Here is an 18,624-nt window from a genome sequence, read left to right on the forward strand (position 1 = left end):
CGATGGTAGTGTGGGGTCTCCCCATGTGAGAGTAGGGAACTGCCAGGCATCAAACAAGTGAAGAGGCCATCCGCAAGGATGGCCTTTTTGCGTTTCTACACCTGCTTCCTTTCCATAAACAAATCACCTATCCCCCCATATATACGGTAAACTATCCCGGTTTTTGCATCAGGATAGCGTCTATGAATCACTCCCTTAAGCCCTGGAATACCTTTGGTATTCAACGGAATGCTAATCAAATTGTACGTGCCGAAAGTGCTCAGCAGTTGCTGAATGCATGGCAAAATGCAACAGGAAACGGTGAACCCGTACTTATTCTGGGCGAAGGAAGTAATGTCCTGTTTCTCGATGATTTTGCGGGGACGGTAATCGTCAATCGCATCATGGGGATTGAGTGTAAAGAGAGCGCTGAAAGCTGGCATTTACACGTGGGTGCTGGCGAGAACTGGCACCATCTGGTGCAATATACCCTTGAAAAAGGGATGCCCGGACTGGAAAACCTGGCCCTGATCCCGGGCTGTGCAGGATCATCTCCTATTCAAAACATCGGTGCCTACGGCATCGAACTGAAACACGTCTGCGAATATGTCGATTGCATCGAACTCGCGACCGGAACGGCGAAGCGCCTGACCGCAGAGCAGTGCCGCTTTGGTTATCGCGACAGCATTTTCAAGCACGATTATCAGGATCGTTTCGTCATTGTGGCCGTTGGTCTGCGCCTGGCGAAAGCCTGGAAACCCGTTCTGACTTACGGCGATCTGACCCGTCTTGACCCGGCTACCGTCACACCGCGTGAGGTATTTGATTCCGTATGCCACATGCGCATGACCAAGCTCCCGGACCCGAAAGTCAACGGAAATGCGGGCAGTTTCTTCAAAAACCCGGTGATCAGCAGCGAAAATGCAAAAGCATTTCTCGCTGGCTGGCCAACGGCCCCGCATTATCCTCAGGCGGATGGCAGCGTGAAGCTGGCCGCAGGCTGGCTTATCGATCAGTGTGAATTAAAAGGTACTACTCTTGGTGGCGCTGCTGTTCATCGTCAGCAGGCGCTGGTACTGATCAACCAGTCCAACGCGACAAGTGAGGATGTCGTCAACCTGGCGCACCATGTTCGTCAGCGCGTGGGCGAAAAATTCAACGTCTGGCTGGAGCCTGAAGTTCGCTTTATTGGCCGAACGGGCGAAGTGAATGCCGTGGAGACCATTGCGTGAAGGACAATACTATTCCGTTAACTCTCATCGGTATCCTTGCTGATGGCGAGTTTCATTCTGGCGAGCAGCTGGGCGAACAGCTGGGCATGAGCCGCGCTGCCATCAATAAACATATTCAAACGCTCCGCGACTGGGGCGTGGATGTGTTTACGGTGCCGGGAAAAGGCTACAGCCTGCCGGAACCGATCCAGTTACTGAATGAAGAGATCATCCGCAGCCAGATTGGGCACGGTAACGTCGCGGTATTGCCGGTCATTGATTCGACGAACCAGTATCTGCTGGATCGCCTGAGCGAGCTGAAATCCGGTGATGCCTGCGTTGCCGAGTACCAACAGGCAGGACGTGGCCGCCGGGGGCGTAAGTGGTTCTCACCATTTGGCGCCAACCTCTACCTTTCCATGTACTGGAGGCTTGAACAGGGGCCAGCTGCGGCCATCGGGCTGAGCCTGGTCATCGGCATTGTGATGGCAGAGGTGCTGCACGATCTGGGTGCCGATCAGGTGCGGGTAAAATGGCCCAACGATCTGTATCTCAACGATCGGAAGCTGGCGGGGATCCTGGTCGAACTGACGGGAAAAACAGGCGATGCCGCACAGATCGTTATTGGAGCGGGGCTGAACATGGTGATGCGAAACGTGCAGAACGATGTCGTGAACCAGGCCTGGACCAACCTACAGGAAGCGGGGATCACCATCGATCGCAATACGCTTGCCGTCCGCATGATCAATGAGTTGCGTAGTTCGCTGACGCTCTTTGAACAGGAGGGGTTAGCTCCATTCCTGTCCCGCTGGGAAAAGCTGGATAACTTTATTAACCGACCGGTGAAGCTGCTGATTGGGGATAAAGAGATTTACGGCACATCACGCGGCATTGACGCGCAGGGTGCGTTGCTTCTTGAACAGGATGGTGTGATTAAGCCCTGGGTGGGCGGTGAAATTTCGTTACGAAGTGCAGAGTAACCCTCTCCCCACAGGGGAGAGGGTGTAGCAGCTCATCACTGCGGATACGGCACCCAATCCCCGGCATTCAGTCGGACATAAGGCTTATTCTGATACTGGATCACCACCGCATTGGCGTTTTCCGATACCTCCGCCGTCTGCGGCAGCCCGCTGGTGAGCTGATCCCAGTTCACGCTATCTTCCACAAACAGCTTACCGTCTACTGCGCGAGCGACCAGTTCCGAGATAGCCAGATAGCTGCTTGGCTGGGTGATCTCAACTGGCGCTCCCTGATGCGGCGCCTTCATGCCAAAGAACTTAATCCCGGCCGGAACGTTAGTGATGGACGGGCTTGGGATATCGCGCAGACCAGACACCTGCATCCTGTCGCCTTTCAACGCTCCCCCATGTTCCGGTACTACCACCACCATCACTTTGCGGCCTGATTTTTCCAGCTCGTTGAAGAACGCGTTCAGCTCGTCAAAGAACTTCTGCGCACGGGCCTTATAATCGGCCGTTTTACTCACGCCGGGATAATGGTTCCCGTCGTGCAGCGGCAGCGTGTTATAGAACGTCGCACTACGTGTCCCTTCCTCTTTGCCGACGGTATCTAACCAGCGCTGAAGCACGGCGGTATCGTCATACACCGGCGAGCCATCAAAGCCCAGCAACGTAACCGGCAGCCCTTTCTGGTCCATCAGCGGGGCCTGCATGCCACCCTGTTCACGTACTTCTTTCAGGAAGTTACCGAACTGACCGTTATGACCCATCATCAGGTGCTGGGTAAAGCCCAGTTTTGCCAGGTTATCAAACAGATAACACTGGTTAGCTGCCGGCTGGTAGAGGTTCTTATGCGAAGGCTGTCCGCAGCTGGCGCGCAGCAGGCGGATAGCCGCCGGGCCGCTGTACGACGTGGCCGAGTTGAAGTCCTTGAACTGAATATCGAAATGCGACCACAGCGGGTGCGACATCAAACCAGCCGCGTCAACGTCAGCCCAGGACAGAGAACAGATGTTAATGACCAGCAGCTCAAACGGCTGAGCATCGGCAGGCAGCGCGTCCGGGAATTTCGTCTGACGCTTATCTTCCGCAGCGTAAAAACTGGAGAGCCACGCGTTCAGGTTCGTGGATGTCGGCGGTGCAGTCTGCGCTGGAATATCCCCAACCACAGGCGTATCCCCTGCTGTCGCGACGGTCGCGGCGGCGGAACCGCCCGTGGTGGTCACGGTTGTCGTCGGCTGACCGGCTGGCCACAGCGAGAAGCTCGGGCCCGTCAGCGTCAGGACGTTAAGCCAGATCATAATCGCGACGACAAACACCGTCACCCGGATCCACTGAGACAGGAACAGCCAGGCGACCAGCAGGACAAATACCGCGCCAATCATCTGCCAGTTAATAAAGCGCTCAACCAGATCGAGCATATAGTCCGCACTGAAACCTGCGACCTGGGAGCCCTGGCTCATGATGCTTTCAGGGCCGGGCAGCCAGGTATCATGCCAGAACAGGGCGAAACCGATGGGGATAGCGACCCAGTGACGTATACGGTGCAGCCTGAGGTTCGGGATTGGCATCAGCAGGAATGCCATAAACACCAGGTTAAGCAGAGGGTGGAAATTAAGATAGCCTGCCCACAGCAGACCAAACTTCACCAGAAAGTAGAAATTCCAGCCGGACAGGCCGCGCCAGTATTGCCAGAGTGGCGATGGCGCCGAAGAGGTATAGGTAGAATTAGTCATGTTTTCGGTTTGCCTTGACGTTCGGAGCGCGACTCAGTGTTCCGGCGGGTTTAATATAGCGAGGTTTGACGAACAGTAATCTGACCGTATCGCGAATACGGCGCAGGGAATGGCGTGCATAGTAGCCAAGCGGCAAAAAAATCAGCGCGCACAGAACAACCAGTTGGATGATATCGCTGATATTCATAATGGCGCGCTCTCCTTGTTCTCATCCAGTAAGCGTAGCGGCTCAGGTACCCGACGCCAGACATGCCCGTCATGTTTCGCGTTCAAAACCGGTTTGGCACCGCTTGTCACAGGCAACGGTTTCGCCCACTTTTCAGGAGCCAGGGCACGCATCTGGACAAGCTCAGCGCTGATCAAATTATCTTCAAACCAGACCATGCGGTTCGAGAAGATATCCCCGGTAGGAAGCGGGAAGATATGGTTAAGCGCCGTATCCAGATCGTTCACCCGGCAGAAGGAGAGGAACAGCACCAGGCGGTTATCGCCAATGGTCATGATATCCCCGATACGGTTAGGGCGGCACAGAGTAAGCGCCTGCTCAACGCGAATACCCGGCACGGGGCGCAGGGCAACCATCACCCCTTTTCCGTCTGCCGGTAACAGCGTATTGCTCATCATGTTGCCCACCGCATCGCAGAAGGTGTCCCATTTCTGGTAGCCGCGCAGTTTCATCGGCTGCGTCATTGAAAGCAGGGTGCTGATATCTTCCGGAACATGTCGATTAAACTGCTGGCCCTGGATGCTTTCGATCAGCGTCAGACAGCGCGACAGGGGAGCATTCCACGGGATGACCATATTCGCGCCGCAGCCCAGTAATAAGCGCTCATCGGTGGCGCGCAGGCTGGTATTATTTTCACGCACCACAATTTTTAACGCGCTGCCGCGCTGGCGACGTAATGTGTGAATGTGCCTTGCCAGCGTTTCGATTTGGTTATTCTGGATCAACGAGAAAATAATGGTCGCCGCCTGCGTGGTGCGCGCCTCATCAAATAAGGCTTCATTGGTATCGAACAGTGACCAGTGCTCAGACAGTGCAGGCGCACCTTCCAGTACCGCAATATGGCTCAGAACGCGTTTTTCATCACTGCGTGGCTGAACTACCGTCTCTTCCTGTTGAGCAAGATGCCACTCATCCCCGACATGTTTGAGGGTAAGTTGTTGTCGGGAGCTCACCCCTTTTTCATTGCACCAGAAAGCCACGTCGTAAAGATGGCTGTCGGTCTGGACACGAATACTGGCCAGGCCATAGAGAGAACGGTATTCACTCATTAAAAGTGAAAAAAGCTTGTCATTATTACTGCCTGGGTTAACAACCAATAAGGTGCAATTTTGATTTTTTGCCCATCTGTTGATTCTTTCCAGCCATTTCAGCAGTTTTTCAGAGGGGATATTTTGCAGGCCGTTATTAGAGCATTTTAGAATCAGTAAATAGTGTTCAGGAACAATAGAACACTGAATATCGCGGGGTAAAAAGTATAGACTGTCAGCCTCCGCAGGCATGGAAAATAATCGTACTGTCTGGGGTCCACGGTCACTGTCGAGCCTGATGATTGACTTCGGCTCTTCGCCCATCGTAATTATGGCCACGCGGGAATCCTTCCCCTGCGCCGCTATCGTCTGGTTTACCAGACTGATGGCATCTTCATTACGATCCGTATTAACCCACCAGACTCCTCCGACTGGCATGTGGCGCAATTCGTCCCATAATGACTGGATGCCAATAGAAAATATGGAGTCCACGGTGTCCCTCTTTTCGTCGAATTTCTATGTCTCTCAGTTTACTAGCGAAAGCGTAGAAATAAACCTAACATTGAAATTAAAGAACATCAGATTTAGCATGTAAATGAAATTTAGTGGGCAGGACGCCTCGCTGCATCTGAATCTTATGATTTTACTCAAAGGGATGAAAAAAGAATGCAAAATAACGAACCCGCAACCCCAGTCGACTCAAGTCTGGGTTACACATTCCAGAACGATTTTTTGGCACTCACGCAGGCTTTTTCTTTGCCTGAAATAGATTACACCGATATTTCCCAGCGGGAACAGTTGGCGGCGGCTATTAAACGTTGGCCGTTATTAGCTGAGTTTGCCCAACAACAATAAGGAAGCCATTGATGGCTGTACTAGGATTACAGGGCGTCCGTGGTGGGGTGGGTACAACTTCCGTTACCGCGGCGCTGGCGTGGTCATTGCAGGTATTAGGTGAATCGGTACTGGTCATTGATGCCTGTTCCGATAATTTGCTGCGCATGTCATTCAATGTCGACTTTACGCATGCAAACGGCTGGGGACGTGCGCTTCTGGACGATAAAGACTGGCGGGATGCGGGTTTGCGTTATACCTCCCAGCTCGATTTGCTTCCCTTTGGTCAATTGACCGAAACCGAGCGCGGGAATGAAGCCGCGTACCAGCGCCTGTTCTCTCGCTTCATCACCGCATTGCAGAGCCTGAAAGAGAGCGGGCACTACCAGTGGATCCTGCTGGACCTGCCGCACGGTGCCGCGTCGTTGACCCGCCAGCTGCTGGCGCAGTGCGACCATGTGCTCTCCATCGCGAACGTAGATGCGAATTGTCATATCCGTCTGCATCAGCAGCCGATGCCTGCCAATGCCCATATTCTGATCAACGATCTGCGCATTGGCAGCCAGATCCAGGACGATCTCTACCAGGTCTGGCTCCAGAGTCAGCGCCGCCTGTTGCCGATGGTGATCCATCGTGACGAAGCGATGGCGGAGTGCCTCGCGTCCAAACAACCCCTCGGGGAGTACCGTAGCGATTCACTGGCGGCGGAAGAGATCCTGACGCTGGCCAACTGGTGTCTGCTGCACTTTGCTAAACGGCCGGAGCCTGCCGGGAGTTCAGTATGAGCCGCCTGACTAACTGGCTGCTCATTCCGCCGGTCAGTTCGCGCTTAAGTGAACGCTACCGCCATTACCGTCATCACGGCGCCTCGTCGCTGAGCGCAGCGCTGGGCTGTTTGTGGATGATTCTGGCGTGGATGTTCATCCCCCTCGAGCATCCCCGCTGGCAACGCATTCGCGCGCGCCACGGTGAACTCTATCCGCATATCAACCCTGACAAGCCGCGTCCGCTGGATCCCGCGCGCTACGCTATTCAGTCCATCTGGCTACTGACGACCTCAACGGGCGCGGAGAAAAAAACGTCCCGCTGGCGCAGCTTCGATCGTGTGCAGAACCTGCGTGAACACTACCACCAGTGGCTTGACCGGCTACCCGACCGGGTGGGCGACAAAACGGGTCATTTAGATAACCAAAAAGAGCTCGGGCACCTACACCCGGGCTTGCGGCGTTTTATTCTCGGCGTGGTTGTGGTGTTCTCGCTGATTCTTGCGCTGGTCTGTATTACCCAGCCCTTCAACCCGCTGGCGCAGTTCACCTTCCTGATCCTGCTGTGGGGCGTGGCGCTGCTGGTGCGGCGCATACCAGGGCGTTTTTCTGCCCTGATGCTGATTGTGCTATCGCTGACCGTTTCCTGCCGCTACATCTGGTGGCGATATACCTCAACGCTGAACTGGGACGATCCGGTCAGCCTGGTGTGCGGCTTAGTGCTGCTGTTTGCTGAGACTTACGCCTGGATCGTGCTGGTGCTGGGTTACTTCCAGGTTATCTGGCCGCTGAATCGACAGCCGGTGCCGCTGCCAAAAGACACGACCCAGTGGCCTACGGTGGACCTCTTCGTGCCGACCTACAACGAAGACCTGTCGGTGGTAAAAAACACCATTTACGCCGCGCTGGGTATCGACTGGCCGAAGGATAAAATCAAAATCTGGATCCTCGATGACGGTGGCCGCGCCGAGTTCCGCCAGTTCGCGGACGAAGTGGGGGTAGAGTACATCGCCCGTACCACGCATGAACACGCGAAAGCCGGTAACATCAACAATGCGCTGAAATATGCCAAAGGGGAGTTCGTCTCTATTTTCGACTGCGACCACGTGCCAACGCGCTCGTTCCTGCAAATGACCATGGGCTGGTTCCTGAAGGAGAAAGAGCTTGCGATGATGCAGACGCCGCACCACTTCTTCTCACCGGACCCGTTTGAACGTAACCTCGGTCGTTTTCGTAAAACCCCGAACGAGGGCACGCTGTTCTATGGCCTGGTGCAGGACGGGAACGACATGTGGGACGCCACGTTCTTCTGCGGCTCCTGTGCGGTGATCCGCCGGAAACCGCTGGATGAAATTGGCGGGATCGCCGTCGAGACGGTCACGGAAGATGCGCACACCTCGCTGCGTCTGCACCGTCTTGGCTATACCTCCGCCTACATGCGTATTCCTCAGGCGGCGGGGTTGGCCACGGAATCCCTGTCGGCGCACATCGGCCAGCGTATTCGCTGGGCCCGCGGCATGGTGCAAATTTTCAGGCTCGATAACCCGCTGATGGGTAAAGGGCTGAAGCTGGCGCAACGGCTGTGCTACGTCAACGCCATGTTCCACTTCCTGTCGGGTATTCCACGGCTTATCTTTCTCACAGCGCCGCTGGCGTTCCTGCTCCTTCACGCTTACATCATCTATGCGCCTGCGCTGATGATTGCCCTGTTCGTTCTGCCGCACATGATCCACGCCAGCCTGACGAACTCGAAGATTCAGGGGAAATATCGGCACTCCTTCTGGAGTGAAATTTACGAAACGGTGCTGGCCTGGTACATCGCGCCGCCAACCATGGTGGCGCTGATTAACCCGCATAAAGGGAAATTCAACGTCACCGCGAAGGGCGGGCTGGTGGAAGAGGAGTATGTCGACTGGGTGATCTCCCGGCCCTATATCTTCCTGGTGCTGCTGAATATTGTGGGCGTGATTGTTGGGATCTGGCGCTACTTCTACGGCCCGGAAAACGAAATTCTGACGGTCTTCGTGAGTATGGCGTGGGTGTTTTATAACCTGATTATCCTCGGTGGCGCGGTGGCGGTATCGGTGGAGAGCAAGCAGGTTCGCCGCGCGCATCGCGTCGAAATCAGCATGCCAGCGGCCATTGCCCGCGACGATGGACATCTCTTCTCCTGTACCGTACATGACTTTTCGGATGGCGGTCTGGGTATCAAGATCAACGGTCAGGCGAAGGTGCTGGAGGGGCAGAAGGTCAATCTACTGCTTAAGCGCGGCCAGCAGGAGTATGTCTTCCCGACGCAGGTGGTGCGTGTGAGAGGAAATGAAGTGTGTCTGCAACTGATGCCGCTGACCAAAAAACAACACATTGATTTTGTGCAGTGTACGTTTGCCCGCGCGGATACGTGGGCTCTCTGGCAGGACAGCTTCCCTGAGGATAAGCCTCTGGAAAGCCTGCTGGATATTCTTAAGCTGGGGTTCCGTGGCTATCGTCACCTTGCAGAATTTGCCCCGTCGTCGGTGAAATTAATTTTCCGGTCACTTACTTCACTGGTTTCCTGGGTCGTGTCGTTCATTCCGCGTCGACCTGAGCGAGATGAAGCGAAGCAGGCGGACCCGGTTATGGCTCAACAATGATGATAACGCGATGAAAACAAAACTTTCCTGGTTATGTGCAGTGGCAATGGGGATGAGTGCGCTCCCTGCAACAGTGGCTAACGCGGCGCCTGATAACGCAGCGACCACGCCCGCGCCAACGGTGCCTGTCGTCGCGCAAGCGACCGATCCGGCTGTGACGGCCGCGCCGGGGCAGACGGAGAACATTGTCCCGAATCAGCCGACGACGGGGAATACGCTGCCCGGCGACAACCCGGTGGTTGGGCAGGTCATGCCTGGCGTGCCGGGAGCCAGTGCGCCGGTGGTTGCCGAAAATACGCCGTCGCGTGACGTTAAGCTGACGTTTGCCCAGATCGCGCCTCCTCCGGGCAGCATGGTTCTGCGCGGCATCAACCCAAATGGCGGTATCGAATTCGGTATGCGCAGCGATGAAGTTGTGTCAAAAGCGATGCTCAACCTGGAATACACCCCATCGCCGTCGTTGCTGCCGGTGCAGTCCCAGCTTAAGGTCTATCTGAATGACGAGCTGATGGACGTCCTGCCCGTCACCAAAGAGCAACTGGGTAAGAAAACCCTGGCTCAGGTGCCGATTAATCCGCTGTTTATCACCGACTTTAACCGCGTGCGTCTGGAGTTTGTCGGCCACTACCGCGATGTCTGTGAAAACCCGGCCAGCAGCACCCTGTGGCTGGATGTCGGGCGTAACTCTTCGCTTCAGATGACCTATCAGCCGCTGGCGTTGAAAAACGATCTCTCCGCCTTCCCGGTGCCGTTCTTCGACCCGCGTGATAACCGTCCGCTGAATCTGCCGATGGTCTTTGCCGGCTCGCCGGATGTGACCGAACAGCTGGCGGCCTCTATCGTGGCATCCTGGTTTGGTTCCCGCTCCGGCTGGCGTGGTCAAAGTTTCCCGGTCATGTACGACAAAATGCCAGACAAAAACGCGATTGTGTTTGCCACCAACGCCAAACGCCCGGCATTCCTGCGTGACCATCCGGAGGTGAAAGCACCCACCATCGAGATGATCAGCCATCCGGACAATCCGTACGTGAAGCTGCTGGTGATCTTCGGCCGTGATGACAAAGATCTGGTGCAGGCGGCGAAGGGCATTGCGCAGGGAAATATCCTGTTCCGCGGTAACAGCGTTGTGGTGGATGAGGTGAAACCGCTGCTGGCGCGTAAGCCTTATGATGCGCCGAACTGGGTACGTACCGACCGGGCAATCACCTTTGGCGAGCTGAAAACCTATGAAGAGCAATTGCAGTCAACCGGGCTTGAACCTTCTCCTGTCAGCCTGTCGCTGAACCTGCCGCCGGATCTCTATCTGCTGCGCACCAACGGCATTGATATCAACCTGAACTACCGTTACACCGCGCCGGCAACCAAAGACAGCTCGCGCATGGATATCAGCCTCAACAACCAGTTCCTGCAATCGTTCAGCCTGACCAGCAGCCAGGAGACAAACCGGTTGATGCTTCGTCTGCCTGTATTGCAGGGGCTGCTGGATGGCAAAACCGATGTGTCGATCCCGGCGCTGAAGCTCGGTGCGGTGAACCAGCTGCGGTTTAACTTCCAGTATATGAACCCCATGCCGGGTGGATCGGTGGAAAACTGTATTACCTTCCAGCCGGTGCAAAACCACGTGGTGATTGGCGATGATTCCACGATCGACTTCTCGAAGTATTACCACTTTATCGCGATGCCGGATCTGCGTGCCTTTGCTAACGCCAGCTTCCCGTTCAGCCGCATGGCTGATCTCTCTGAATCGATTGTCGTGATGCCAAAAGCGGCCAACGAAGGTCAGGTTGCCACGCTGCTGGACACCATGGGCACCGTTGGGGCGCAAACCGGCTTGCCGGCTATCAACGTGACGGTGACGGATGACGGTAGTCAGATCCAGAACAAAGATGCCGATATCATGGTCATCGGCAACATTCCGGACAAGCTGAAAGACGAGAAGCGCGTCGATCTGCTGGTGCAGGCGGCTCAGTCATGGGTCAACACGCCGCTGCGTCAGACCGAGTTCCCGAGCATCATGCCGGACAGCGGCGATCGTCAGGCCAATATCAGGACGACCGTAAGTTCAACGGGTCCGATGGCCGCGATTGTCGGCTTCCAGTCGCCGTATAACGACCAGCGCAGCGTTATCGCCCTGCTGGCGGACAGCCCACGCGGCTATGAGCTGCTCAACACGGCCATGAACGACAGCGGTAAACGGGCAGCAATGTTCGGTTCCGTCTCGGTGATCCGTGAGTCGGGGGTAAACAGCCTGCGCGTGGGGGATGTCTACTACGTCGGTCATCTGCCGTGGTTCGAACGCCTGTGGTACGCCCTGTCTAACCACCCGGTGCTGCTGGCCGTGCTGGCTGCGCTCAGCGTCGTATTGCTGGCGTGGGTACTGTGGCGTCTGCTGCGAATCATCAGCCGTCGTCGTCTTAACCCGGACCATGAGTAAGCGGTGATGAAAATCTTTCGCGGGTGTGTAGTCGCAGCGTTGATGCTGACGGCGGCGAATCTTCACGCCGCCTGTCGCTGGCCTGCCTGGGAGACGTTCAAGCAGGATTATATGAGCGAAAGTGGGCGGGTCATTGATCCCAGTGACGCGCGCAAAATCACTACCTCCGAAGGGCAAAGCTACGGGCTGTTCTTTGCCCTCGCGGCAAACGATCGCAAGGCGTTCGATCTGCTGCTGGCATGGACGCGCGATAACCTTGCCGAGGGAGATTTAGCCCAACATCTCCCGGCCTGGCTGTGGGGAAAAAAGGACGACGAAACCTGGGCGGTTATCGACCCTAACTCCGCGTCTGATGCCGATATCTGGATTGCCTGGTCGCTGCTTGAAGCCGGGCGGCTGTGGAAAAATCCCGATTACACGCGCACGGGTAAGGCGCTGTTGACGCGCATTGCCAGTGAGGAAGTGGTGAAGGTGCCGGGGCTGGGTTCTATGCTGCTGCCGGGTAAAGTCGGTTTTGCCGAAGAGAGTGTCTGGCGCTTTAACCCCAGCTACCTGCCGCCGCAGCTTGCGAGCTATTTCACTCGTTTTGGCGCGCCGTGGACGACGCTCCGTGAAACTAACCTGCGTCTGCTGCTGGAGACCGCGCCTAAAGGATTTTCCCCGAACTGGGTGAAATACCAGAAAAAGGGCGGCTGGCAGCTGTCGCAGGATGCATCCCTGATCGGCAGCTACGATGCGATTCGCGTCTATCTGTGGGTAGGGATGATGAACGATAACGATCCGCAGAAAGCCCGGCTACTGGCGCGTTTCAAGCCCATGGCGACCACCACGATCAAACAAGGCTTGCCGCCGGAGAAAGTGGATGTAGCAACCGGGAAACGCACCGGAGATGGGCCGGTAGGGTTTTCTGCCTCTCTCCTTCCGTTTTTACAAAACCGGGACGCGCAGGCGGTGCAACGCCAGCACGTCGCCGATCGTTTTCCCGATAACAATGCTTATTACAGCTACGTTCTGACCCTCTTTGGACAAGGGTGGGATCAGCATCGTTTTCGTTTCACCGTGCAAGGTGAATTACTACCGGATTGGGGCCAGGAATGCGCACGTTCACACTGAATCTACTCACCTTATCGCTTGGCCTGGCGCTAATGCCCCTGGCCCAGGCCGCCAACTCCCCGCAGCAGAGACAGCTGCTGGAACAGGTCCGTCTGGGGGAATCCACCCAGCGTGAGGATTTAGTGCGCCAGTCGCTCTATCGCCTTGAGCTGATCGATCCCAACAACCCGGACGTGATTGCCGCGCGCTTCCGCTACCTGTTACGACAGGGCGATACGGCGGGCGCGCAAAAAGAGCTGGATCGCCTGAAAGGAATGGCACCCGATTCCAGTGCCTACCAGTCCTCCCGTACTACCATGCTGCTCTCCACGCCGGATGGTCGCCAGGCCCTCCAGCAGGCTCGCCTGCTTGCCACCACCGGGCACACGCAGGAAGCCATTGCCGCGTATGACAAACTGTTTGACGGTAAGCCGCCCAGCGGCGACATCGCGACGGAGTACTGGAACGTGGTGGCGAAAGAGCCAGCCCGCCGCAACCTGGCCATTAATCAGCTTAAGAAAATAAACGCCAGCAGTCCGGGCAACGTCCCGCTACAGTCCTCGCTGGCACAGCTTCTGTTCCAGAGCGGACGGCGTGATGAAGGGTTCGCGGTGTTGCAGGAGATGGCCAAATCGAATAATGGCCGCAGTCAGGCGTCGGACATGTGGTACCAGCAGATCAAAGATCAGCCGGTCAGCAGCGCCAGCGTCACCGCGCTGCAACAATACCTGAGCGTATTCAGCGATGGCGATAACGTGACGGCGGCGCGCACCCAGCTTGAAGCACAGCAAAAACAGCTCGCCGATCCGGCGTTCCGCGCCAAAGCCGAAGGGTTAGCCGCAGTGGATGCCGGGCAGGGCAGTAAAGCGGTAACGGAGTTGCAAAAAGCAGTCAGCGCCAACCACGCTGACAGTGAAGCTGTAGGCGCGCTGGGGCAGGCCTATTCTCAGAAAGGCGATCGCGCGCGCGCGGTTGCGCAGTTTGAAAAGGCGATCGCCCTCGATCCGCAGAGCGATAACCGGGGCAAATGGGACAGCCTGCTGAAGGTCAACCGATACTGGCTGCTGATCCAGCAGGGGGATAACGCCCTGAAAGCCAATAATACGACCCAGGCCGAACGCTATTACCAGCAGGCGCGCAATATCGACAATACTGACAGCTACGCGGTTCTGGGGCTCGGTGATGCGGCGGCGGCGCGCAAAGATAACGACGCGGCCGAGCGCTATTACCGCCAGGCGTTGCGGATGGACAGCGGCAACAGCAACGCGGTGCGCGGTCTCGCCAATATTTATCGCGCGCAGTCTCCGGAGAAGGCGACGCAGTTTATTCAGTCGCTCTCTGCCAGCCAGCGCCGCAGCATTGATGATATTGAACGTAGCCTGACGAACGAGCAGCTGTCAGCCCAGGCTGAACAGCTGGAAAGCGAGGGGAAATATGCGCAGGCCGCAGAAATTCAGCGCCGACGCCTTGCGCTTTCCCCGGGCGACGTGTGGATCACCTACCGACTGTCACGCGATCTGTATAGCGCGGGTCAGCGCAGCCAGGCGGATAACCTGATGCGTCAGCTGGCAAGTCAGAAACCGGGCGATCCGGATCAGGTTTACGCCAGCGGGCTGTACCTGTCCGGTAACGATCAGGACCGGGCGGCGCTGGCGCATCTGAACACGCTGCCGCGCGACAAGTGGAACGGCAACATTCAGGCGCTGGTGGACCGCCTGCAAAGTAACCAGGTGCTGGAAACCGCCAACCGCCTGCGCGACAGTGGAAAAGAGCAGGAGGCGGAAACGTTGCTTCGCCAGCAGCCTCCGTCCACCCGTATCGACCTGACGCTGGCGGACTGGGCTGAACAGCGGGGCGATCATGAGGCCGCGAAAACCGCCTACAACACCATTCTGCAACGCGAACCGCAGAACGAAGACGCGATCCTCGGCCTGACCGAGGTCTATCTTGCTCAGGGCAACAAGGACGCGGCGCGCGCGGCGCTGGCGAAACTGCCCGCGGCACAGAACGGCGAACCGCTCTCCATCAATATGCAGCGCCGGCTTGCCATGGCGCAGGCCGGACTGGGTGATCCTGCCGCGGCAGAAAAGACCTTCAACGCCATTCTTCCGCAGGCCAAATCGCAGCCGCCTTCGATGGAAAGTGCGCTGGTGATGCGCGATGCCGCCCGTTTCCAGGCACAAAATGGTCAGCCTCAGCAGGCGCTGGACACCTGGAAAGATGCGATGGTCTCATCGGGCATCACAACGACCCGTCCCACCGATAACGACAGCTTTACGCGACTCACGCGTAATGATGAGAAAGATGACTGGCTGAAGCGCGGCGTGCGCAGCGATGCAAGCGATCTTTATCGTCAGCAGGATCTGAACGTCACGCTGCAACACGACTACTGGGGCTCCAGCGGCACGGGAGGCTATTCCGACCTGAAAGCGCACACCACCATGCTCCAGGTTGATGCGCCGCTGTCGGATGGACGTATGTTCTTCCGTAGCGATCTGGTCAATATGAACGCCGGTTCCTTTGACACCGATAACGGAACTTACGATCCGACATGGGGTACCTGTGCCGAAACGCCATGTCACGGCAGCACGAACCAGTCGGCCAACGGCGCCAGCGTGGCCGTCGGCTGGCAGAACAAAACCTGGGCGTGGGATATCGGTACAACGCCGATGGGCTTCGACGTGGTCGATGTGGTGGGCAGCCTGAGCTACAGCAACGATTTAGGGCCGATTGGCTACACCCTGAACGCCCATCGCCGTCCGATTTCCAGCTCGGTGCTGGCCTTCGCCGGGCAAAAAGATCCCAATACCGACACCACCTGGGGCGGCGTGCGTGCCACCGGTGGCGGCGTGAGCATGAGCTACGACAAAGGCGAAGCTAACGGTATCTGGTCAAGCCTGAGTGCCGACAGCCTCACCGGGAAGAATGTCGAAGATAACTGGCGCGTCCGCTGGATGACCGGCTATTACTACAAGCTCATCAATCAGAACAACGAACGCCTGACGGTGGGCGTGTCCAACATGCTCTGGCATTACGATAAGGATTTAAGTGGCTATTCGCTGGGCCAGGGCGGTTACTACAGTCCCCAGGAGTATGCGTCGTTCGCCTTACCGGTGAACTGGCGTAAACGCACAGAGAACTGGTCATGGGAGCTGGGCGGCTCCGTCTCCTGGTCTCATTCAAAAACAAAAGATGTGATGCGTTATCCGTTACAGGGGCTGATCCCGGACAATGAGCCAGGCCGTTATACCGATAAAGGTGTGATGGAAACCGGAAGTAGCTCGTCAGGCACGGGTTATACCGCAAGGGCGATTGTTGAACGCCGCGTGACGTCCAACTGGTTTGTCGGTCTGGGCGTCGATATTCAGGAAGCAAAAGACTATACCCCGAGCCATGCGCTGCTCTACGTTCGGTATTCTGCCGCGGGCTGGCAGGGTGATATGGACTTACCACCGGAACCGCTGGTGCCTTATGCAGACTGGTGATCGGATTTTTACTTAATCTAATTGTAAGTCTCTCTTAAAAGTGCAGCTATCGGGTATACTCGGACGCACCAGGTTTACACCCTGGTGCGCCCTGCGCTTCGAGTTTTGTGGAGAGTCATTTTGCGTGTCAGCCGTTCCTTAACGATCAAACAGATGGCGATGGTGTCTGCCGTCACAATGCTGTTTGTCTTCATCTTCTGCGTCATTTTGCTGTTTCACTCCGTACAGCAGAATCGCTACAACACGGCTTCGCAACTGGAAAGTATTGCCCGCTCGGTGCGGGAACCCCTGTCAGCCTCGATCCTGAAAGGGGATATCCCCGAGGCGGAATCCATCCTGAAGCGCATTCAGCCCGCTGGTATCGTGAGCCGCGCGGATGTTGTACTGCCGAACCAGTTCCAGGCGCTGCGGATGAGCTTTATCCCGGAGCGTTCCGTCCCGATGATGGTGATGCGCCTGTTTGAACTGCCGGTGCAAATTTCCCTGCCTCTCTATTCCCTGGAAAGACCGGCTAACCCGCAACCGTTGGCCTACCTGGTGCTACAGGCCGACTCGTACCGCATGTATAAATTCGTCATGAGTTGGGTTGCTACATTAGTGACCACTTACTTACTTTTGACATTAATGCTGAGCGTGGCGCTGACGTGGTGTATCAACCGGTTAATTGTGCATCCGTTGCGCCGCATAGCCCGGGAGCTGAACGACCTCTCTCCACAGGAGCACATGGGGCATCAGCTTCCGTTGCCGCGCCTGCATCACGATGATGAAATTGGCATGCTGGTCCGCAGTTACAATATCAACCAGCAGCGTGTCCTGCGTCAGCAGGAAGAGCTCAGTAGCAACGCCACCCGTTTTCCGGTATCTGATCTGCCAAACAAAGCGTTTTTAATGGCCTTGCTGGAGCAGACCGTCGCCCGCCAGCAGACCACCGCGCTGATGGTGATTGCCTGCGAAACCTTGCAGGACACGGCGGGCGTGCTGAAAGAGAGCCAGCGCGAAATGCTGTTACTAACGCTGGTGGAAAAGGTGAAATCCGTTCTGGCGCCGCGCATGGTGCTCACCCAGGTCAGCGGCTATGACCTGGTGGTGATCGCGCACGGTGTTAAAGAGCCGTGGCACGCCATTACGCTAGGTCAGCAAGTACTCACTGTCATTAATGAGCGGCTGCCCATTCAGGGTATCCAGCTTCGCCCGAGCGCCAGCATCGGTATTGCGATGTACTACGGGGGGCTGACCGCCGAGCAGCTTTATCGTCGGGCTTTCTCGGCCGCGTTCACCGCGCGCCGGAAAGGGAAAAACCAGATCCAGTTCTTTGATCCGGAGCAGATGGAAAAAGCCCAGCAGCGCCTGACGGAAGAGAGCGACATTCTGACGGCGATGGACAATCGCCAGTTTGCGCTCTGGCTACAGCCGCAGGTCAATTTGCGCACGGGTGAAGTGACCAGCGCCGAAGCGTTGCTGCGTATGCAACAGCCGGACGGCACGTGGGAGCTGCCTGAAGGGATGATCGAACGTATCGAGTCCTGCGGCCTGATGGTCACCGTCGGCTACTGGGTGCTGGAAGAGTCTTGCCGCCAGCTTGCGGCCTGGCAACAACGGGGCATCACGCTGCCGCTGTCGGTGAATCTCTCTGCGCTACAGCTGATGCACCCGACCATGGTGCCGGAGATGCTTGAGTTGATCCATCGCTACCGCATCCAGCCCCACACGTTGATCCTGGAAGTCACCGAGAGCCGTTGTATCGATAATCCTGACGACGCTGTCGCCATCCTGAAACCGCTGCGTAATGCCGGGATCCGCATTGCGCTGGACGATTTCGGTATGGGGTATTCCGGCCTGCGTCAGCTCCAGCACATGAAAACGTTGCCGGTGGACGTCCTGAAAATCGACAAAACCTTTGTGGATGGGCTGCCTGAGGATTGCAGCCTGGTGCAGGCCATTATTCAGATGGCGCACAGCCTGAATCTGCACGTCATTGCCGAGGGTATTGAAACCGACGCCCAGCGTGAGTGGCTGGCTGCGGCGGGCGTAGAGAGCGGACAGGGCTTCCTGTTTGATCGCGCCGTACCGACGGATATCTTTGAGCAACGCTATCTCGCCGACGCTGGCAATAACGCAAAAGTGTAATTTTGTTGCTGGCTTGTGCGAGCCAGCTCAAAGTTCTTAACATTTGTGTTTCAAATTTGAACCCCGTTTATTTCTGTCCTGTTATGTGGGTGTTATTTTAAAGCCGCAGGTTAACC

General features: G+C 56.6%; 12 protein-coding genes. 9 read left to right on the forward strand and 3 right to left on the reverse strand.

All coding sequences use genetic code 11. The features are described from left to right. The first annotated feature begins 182 nt into the window (after nucleotides 1-182). Entirely contained in the window at nucleotides 183-1,211 is a 1,029-nt protein-coding gene (murB, locus tag ACOTXL_RS22015) for a UDP-N-acetylmuramate dehydrogenase (protein WP_022652019.1), read from the forward strand. Further along, nucleotides 1,208-2,170, forward strand: coding sequence for a bifunctional biotin--[acetyl-CoA-carboxylase] ligase/biotin operon repressor BirA (gene birA / locus ACOTXL_RS22020; RefSeq protein ID WP_003861169.1), 963 nt, complete (start codon nucleotides 1,208-1,210; stop codon nucleotides 2,168-2,170). The genes murB and birA overlap by 4 nt, the downstream gene beginning before the upstream one ends. Before the next feature lie 35 nt (nucleotides 2,171-2,205). On the opposite strand, the gene bcsG is transcribed toward birA, so the two are convergent. Genes bcsG through bcsE form a run of 3 tightly spaced genes read right to left on the reverse strand, consistent with a single transcriptional unit; the run spans nucleotide 2,206 to nucleotide 5,631 of the window. Further along, entirely contained in the window at nucleotides 2,206-3,885 is a 1,680-nt protein-coding gene (gene bcsG / locus ACOTXL_RS22025; protein ID WP_023315007.1) for a cellulose biosynthesis protein BcsG, read from the reverse strand. Then, nucleotides 3,878-4,072, reverse strand: coding sequence for a cellulose biosynthesis protein BcsF (bcsF, locus tag ACOTXL_RS22030; RefSeq protein ID WP_003861172.1), 195 nt, complete (start codon nucleotides 4,070-4,072; stop codon nucleotides 3,878-3,880). Before bcsF ends, bcsG begins: the two co-directional genes overlap by 8 nt. Then, complete coding sequence (bcsE, locus tag ACOTXL_RS22035; protein WP_022652017.1) at nucleotides 4,069-5,631, reverse strand: cellulose biosynthesis c-di-GMP-binding protein BcsE; 1,563 nt, start codon at nucleotides 5,629-5,631, stop codon at nucleotides 4,069-4,071. The genes bcsF and bcsE overlap by 4 nt, the downstream gene beginning before the upstream one ends. Before the next feature lie 174 nt (nucleotides 5,632-5,805). On the opposite strand from bcsE, the gene bcsR reads away from it, so the two are divergent. The 7 genes from bcsR to hmsP all read left to right on the forward strand — a co-directional run bounded on the left by bcsR (nucleotide 5,806) and on the right by hmsP (nucleotide 18,508). Further along, the gene (gene bcsR, locus ACOTXL_RS22040) at nucleotides 5,806-5,994 is read left to right on the forward strand and encodes a cellulose biosynthesis protein BcsR (RefSeq protein WP_003861175.1); all 189 of its coding nucleotides are present in this window, start codon (nucleotides 5,806-5,808) and stop codon (nucleotides 5,992-5,994) included. 11 nt (nucleotides 5,995-6,005) lie between these two features. After that, the gene (bcsQ, locus tag ACOTXL_RS22045; protein WP_003861177.1) at nucleotides 6,006-6,758 is read left to right on the forward strand and encodes a cellulose biosynthesis protein BcsQ; all 753 of its coding nucleotides are present in this window, start codon (nucleotides 6,006-6,008) and stop codon (nucleotides 6,756-6,758) included. Beyond that, nucleotides 6,755-9,370 (forward strand): UDP-forming cellulose synthase catalytic subunit, encoded by a 2,616-nt coding sequence (gene bcsA, locus ACOTXL_RS22050; protein WP_410031846.1) that lies wholly within the window; start codon nucleotides 6,755-6,757, stop codon nucleotides 9,368-9,370. The genes bcsQ and bcsA overlap by 4 nt, the downstream gene beginning before the upstream one ends. A 10-nt stretch (nucleotides 9,371-9,380) precedes the next feature. Further along, nucleotides 9,381-11,804: a cellulose biosynthesis cyclic di-GMP-binding regulatory protein BcsB gene (gene bcsB / locus ACOTXL_RS22055; RefSeq protein ID WP_072051124.1), complete on the forward strand. Its 2,424-nt coding sequence runs from the start codon at nucleotides 9,381-9,383 to the stop codon at nucleotides 11,802-11,804. 6 nt (nucleotides 11,805-11,810) lie between these two features. Next, nucleotides 11,811-12,917: a cellulose synthase complex periplasmic endoglucanase BcsZ gene (gene bcsZ / locus ACOTXL_RS22060; protein WP_022652013.1), complete on the forward strand. Its 1,107-nt coding sequence runs from the start codon at nucleotides 11,811-11,813 to the stop codon at nucleotides 12,915-12,917. Then, nucleotides 12,899-16,381: a cellulose synthase complex outer membrane protein BcsC gene (gene bcsC, locus ACOTXL_RS22065; RefSeq protein WP_045350964.1), complete on the forward strand. Its 3,483-nt coding sequence runs from the start codon at nucleotides 12,899-12,901 to the stop codon at nucleotides 16,379-16,381. Before bcsZ ends, bcsC begins: the two co-directional genes overlap by 19 nt. 120 nt (nucleotides 16,382-16,501) lie before the next feature. After that, the gene (gene hmsP / locus ACOTXL_RS22070; RefSeq protein WP_045350963.1) at nucleotides 16,502-18,508 is read left to right on the forward strand and encodes a biofilm formation regulator HmsP; all 2,007 of its coding nucleotides are present in this window, start codon (nucleotides 16,502-16,504) and stop codon (nucleotides 18,506-18,508) included. Nucleotides 18,509-18,624 lie beyond the last annotated feature (116 nt).

Origin of the sequence: Enterobacter cloacae complex sp. IR5402, assembly GCF_049238125.1 — a bacterium.
GTDB lineage: Bacteria > Pseudomonadota > Gammaproteobacteria > Enterobacterales > Enterobacteriaceae > Enterobacter > Enterobacter hormaechei_C.

Coding starts and splice junctions, on each gene's coding strand:
- bcsG (WP_023315007.1), bottom strand. CDS start 3,885: ATGACTAATTCTACCTATACCTCTTCGGCGCCATCGCCACTCTGGCAA.
- bcsA (WP_410031846.1), top strand. CDS start 6,755: ATGAGCCGCCTGACTAACTGGCTGCTCATTCCGCCGGTCAGTTCGCGC.
- bcsR (WP_003861175.1), top strand. CDS start 5,806: ATGCAAAATAACGAACCCGCAACCCCAGTCGACTCAAGTCTGGGTTAC.
- bcsF (WP_003861172.1), bottom strand. CDS start 4,072: ATGAATATCAGCGATATCATCCAACTGGTTGTTCTGTGCGCGCTGATT.
- murB (WP_022652019.1), top strand. CDS start 183: ATGAATCACTCCCTTAAGCCCTGGAATACCTTTGGTATTCAACGGAAT.
- bcsZ (WP_022652013.1), top strand. CDS start 11,811: ATGAAAATCTTTCGCGGGTGTGTAGTCGCAGCGTTGATGCTGACGGCG.
- bcsC (WP_045350964.1), top strand. CDS start 12,899: ATGCGCACGTTCACACTGAATCTACTCACCTTATCGCTTGGCCTGGCG.
- bcsQ (WP_003861177.1), top strand. CDS start 6,006: ATGGCTGTACTAGGATTACAGGGCGTCCGTGGTGGGGTGGGTACAACT.
- bcsB (WP_072051124.1), top strand. CDS start 9,381: ATGAAAACAAAACTTTCCTGGTTATGTGCAGTGGCAATGGGGATGAGT.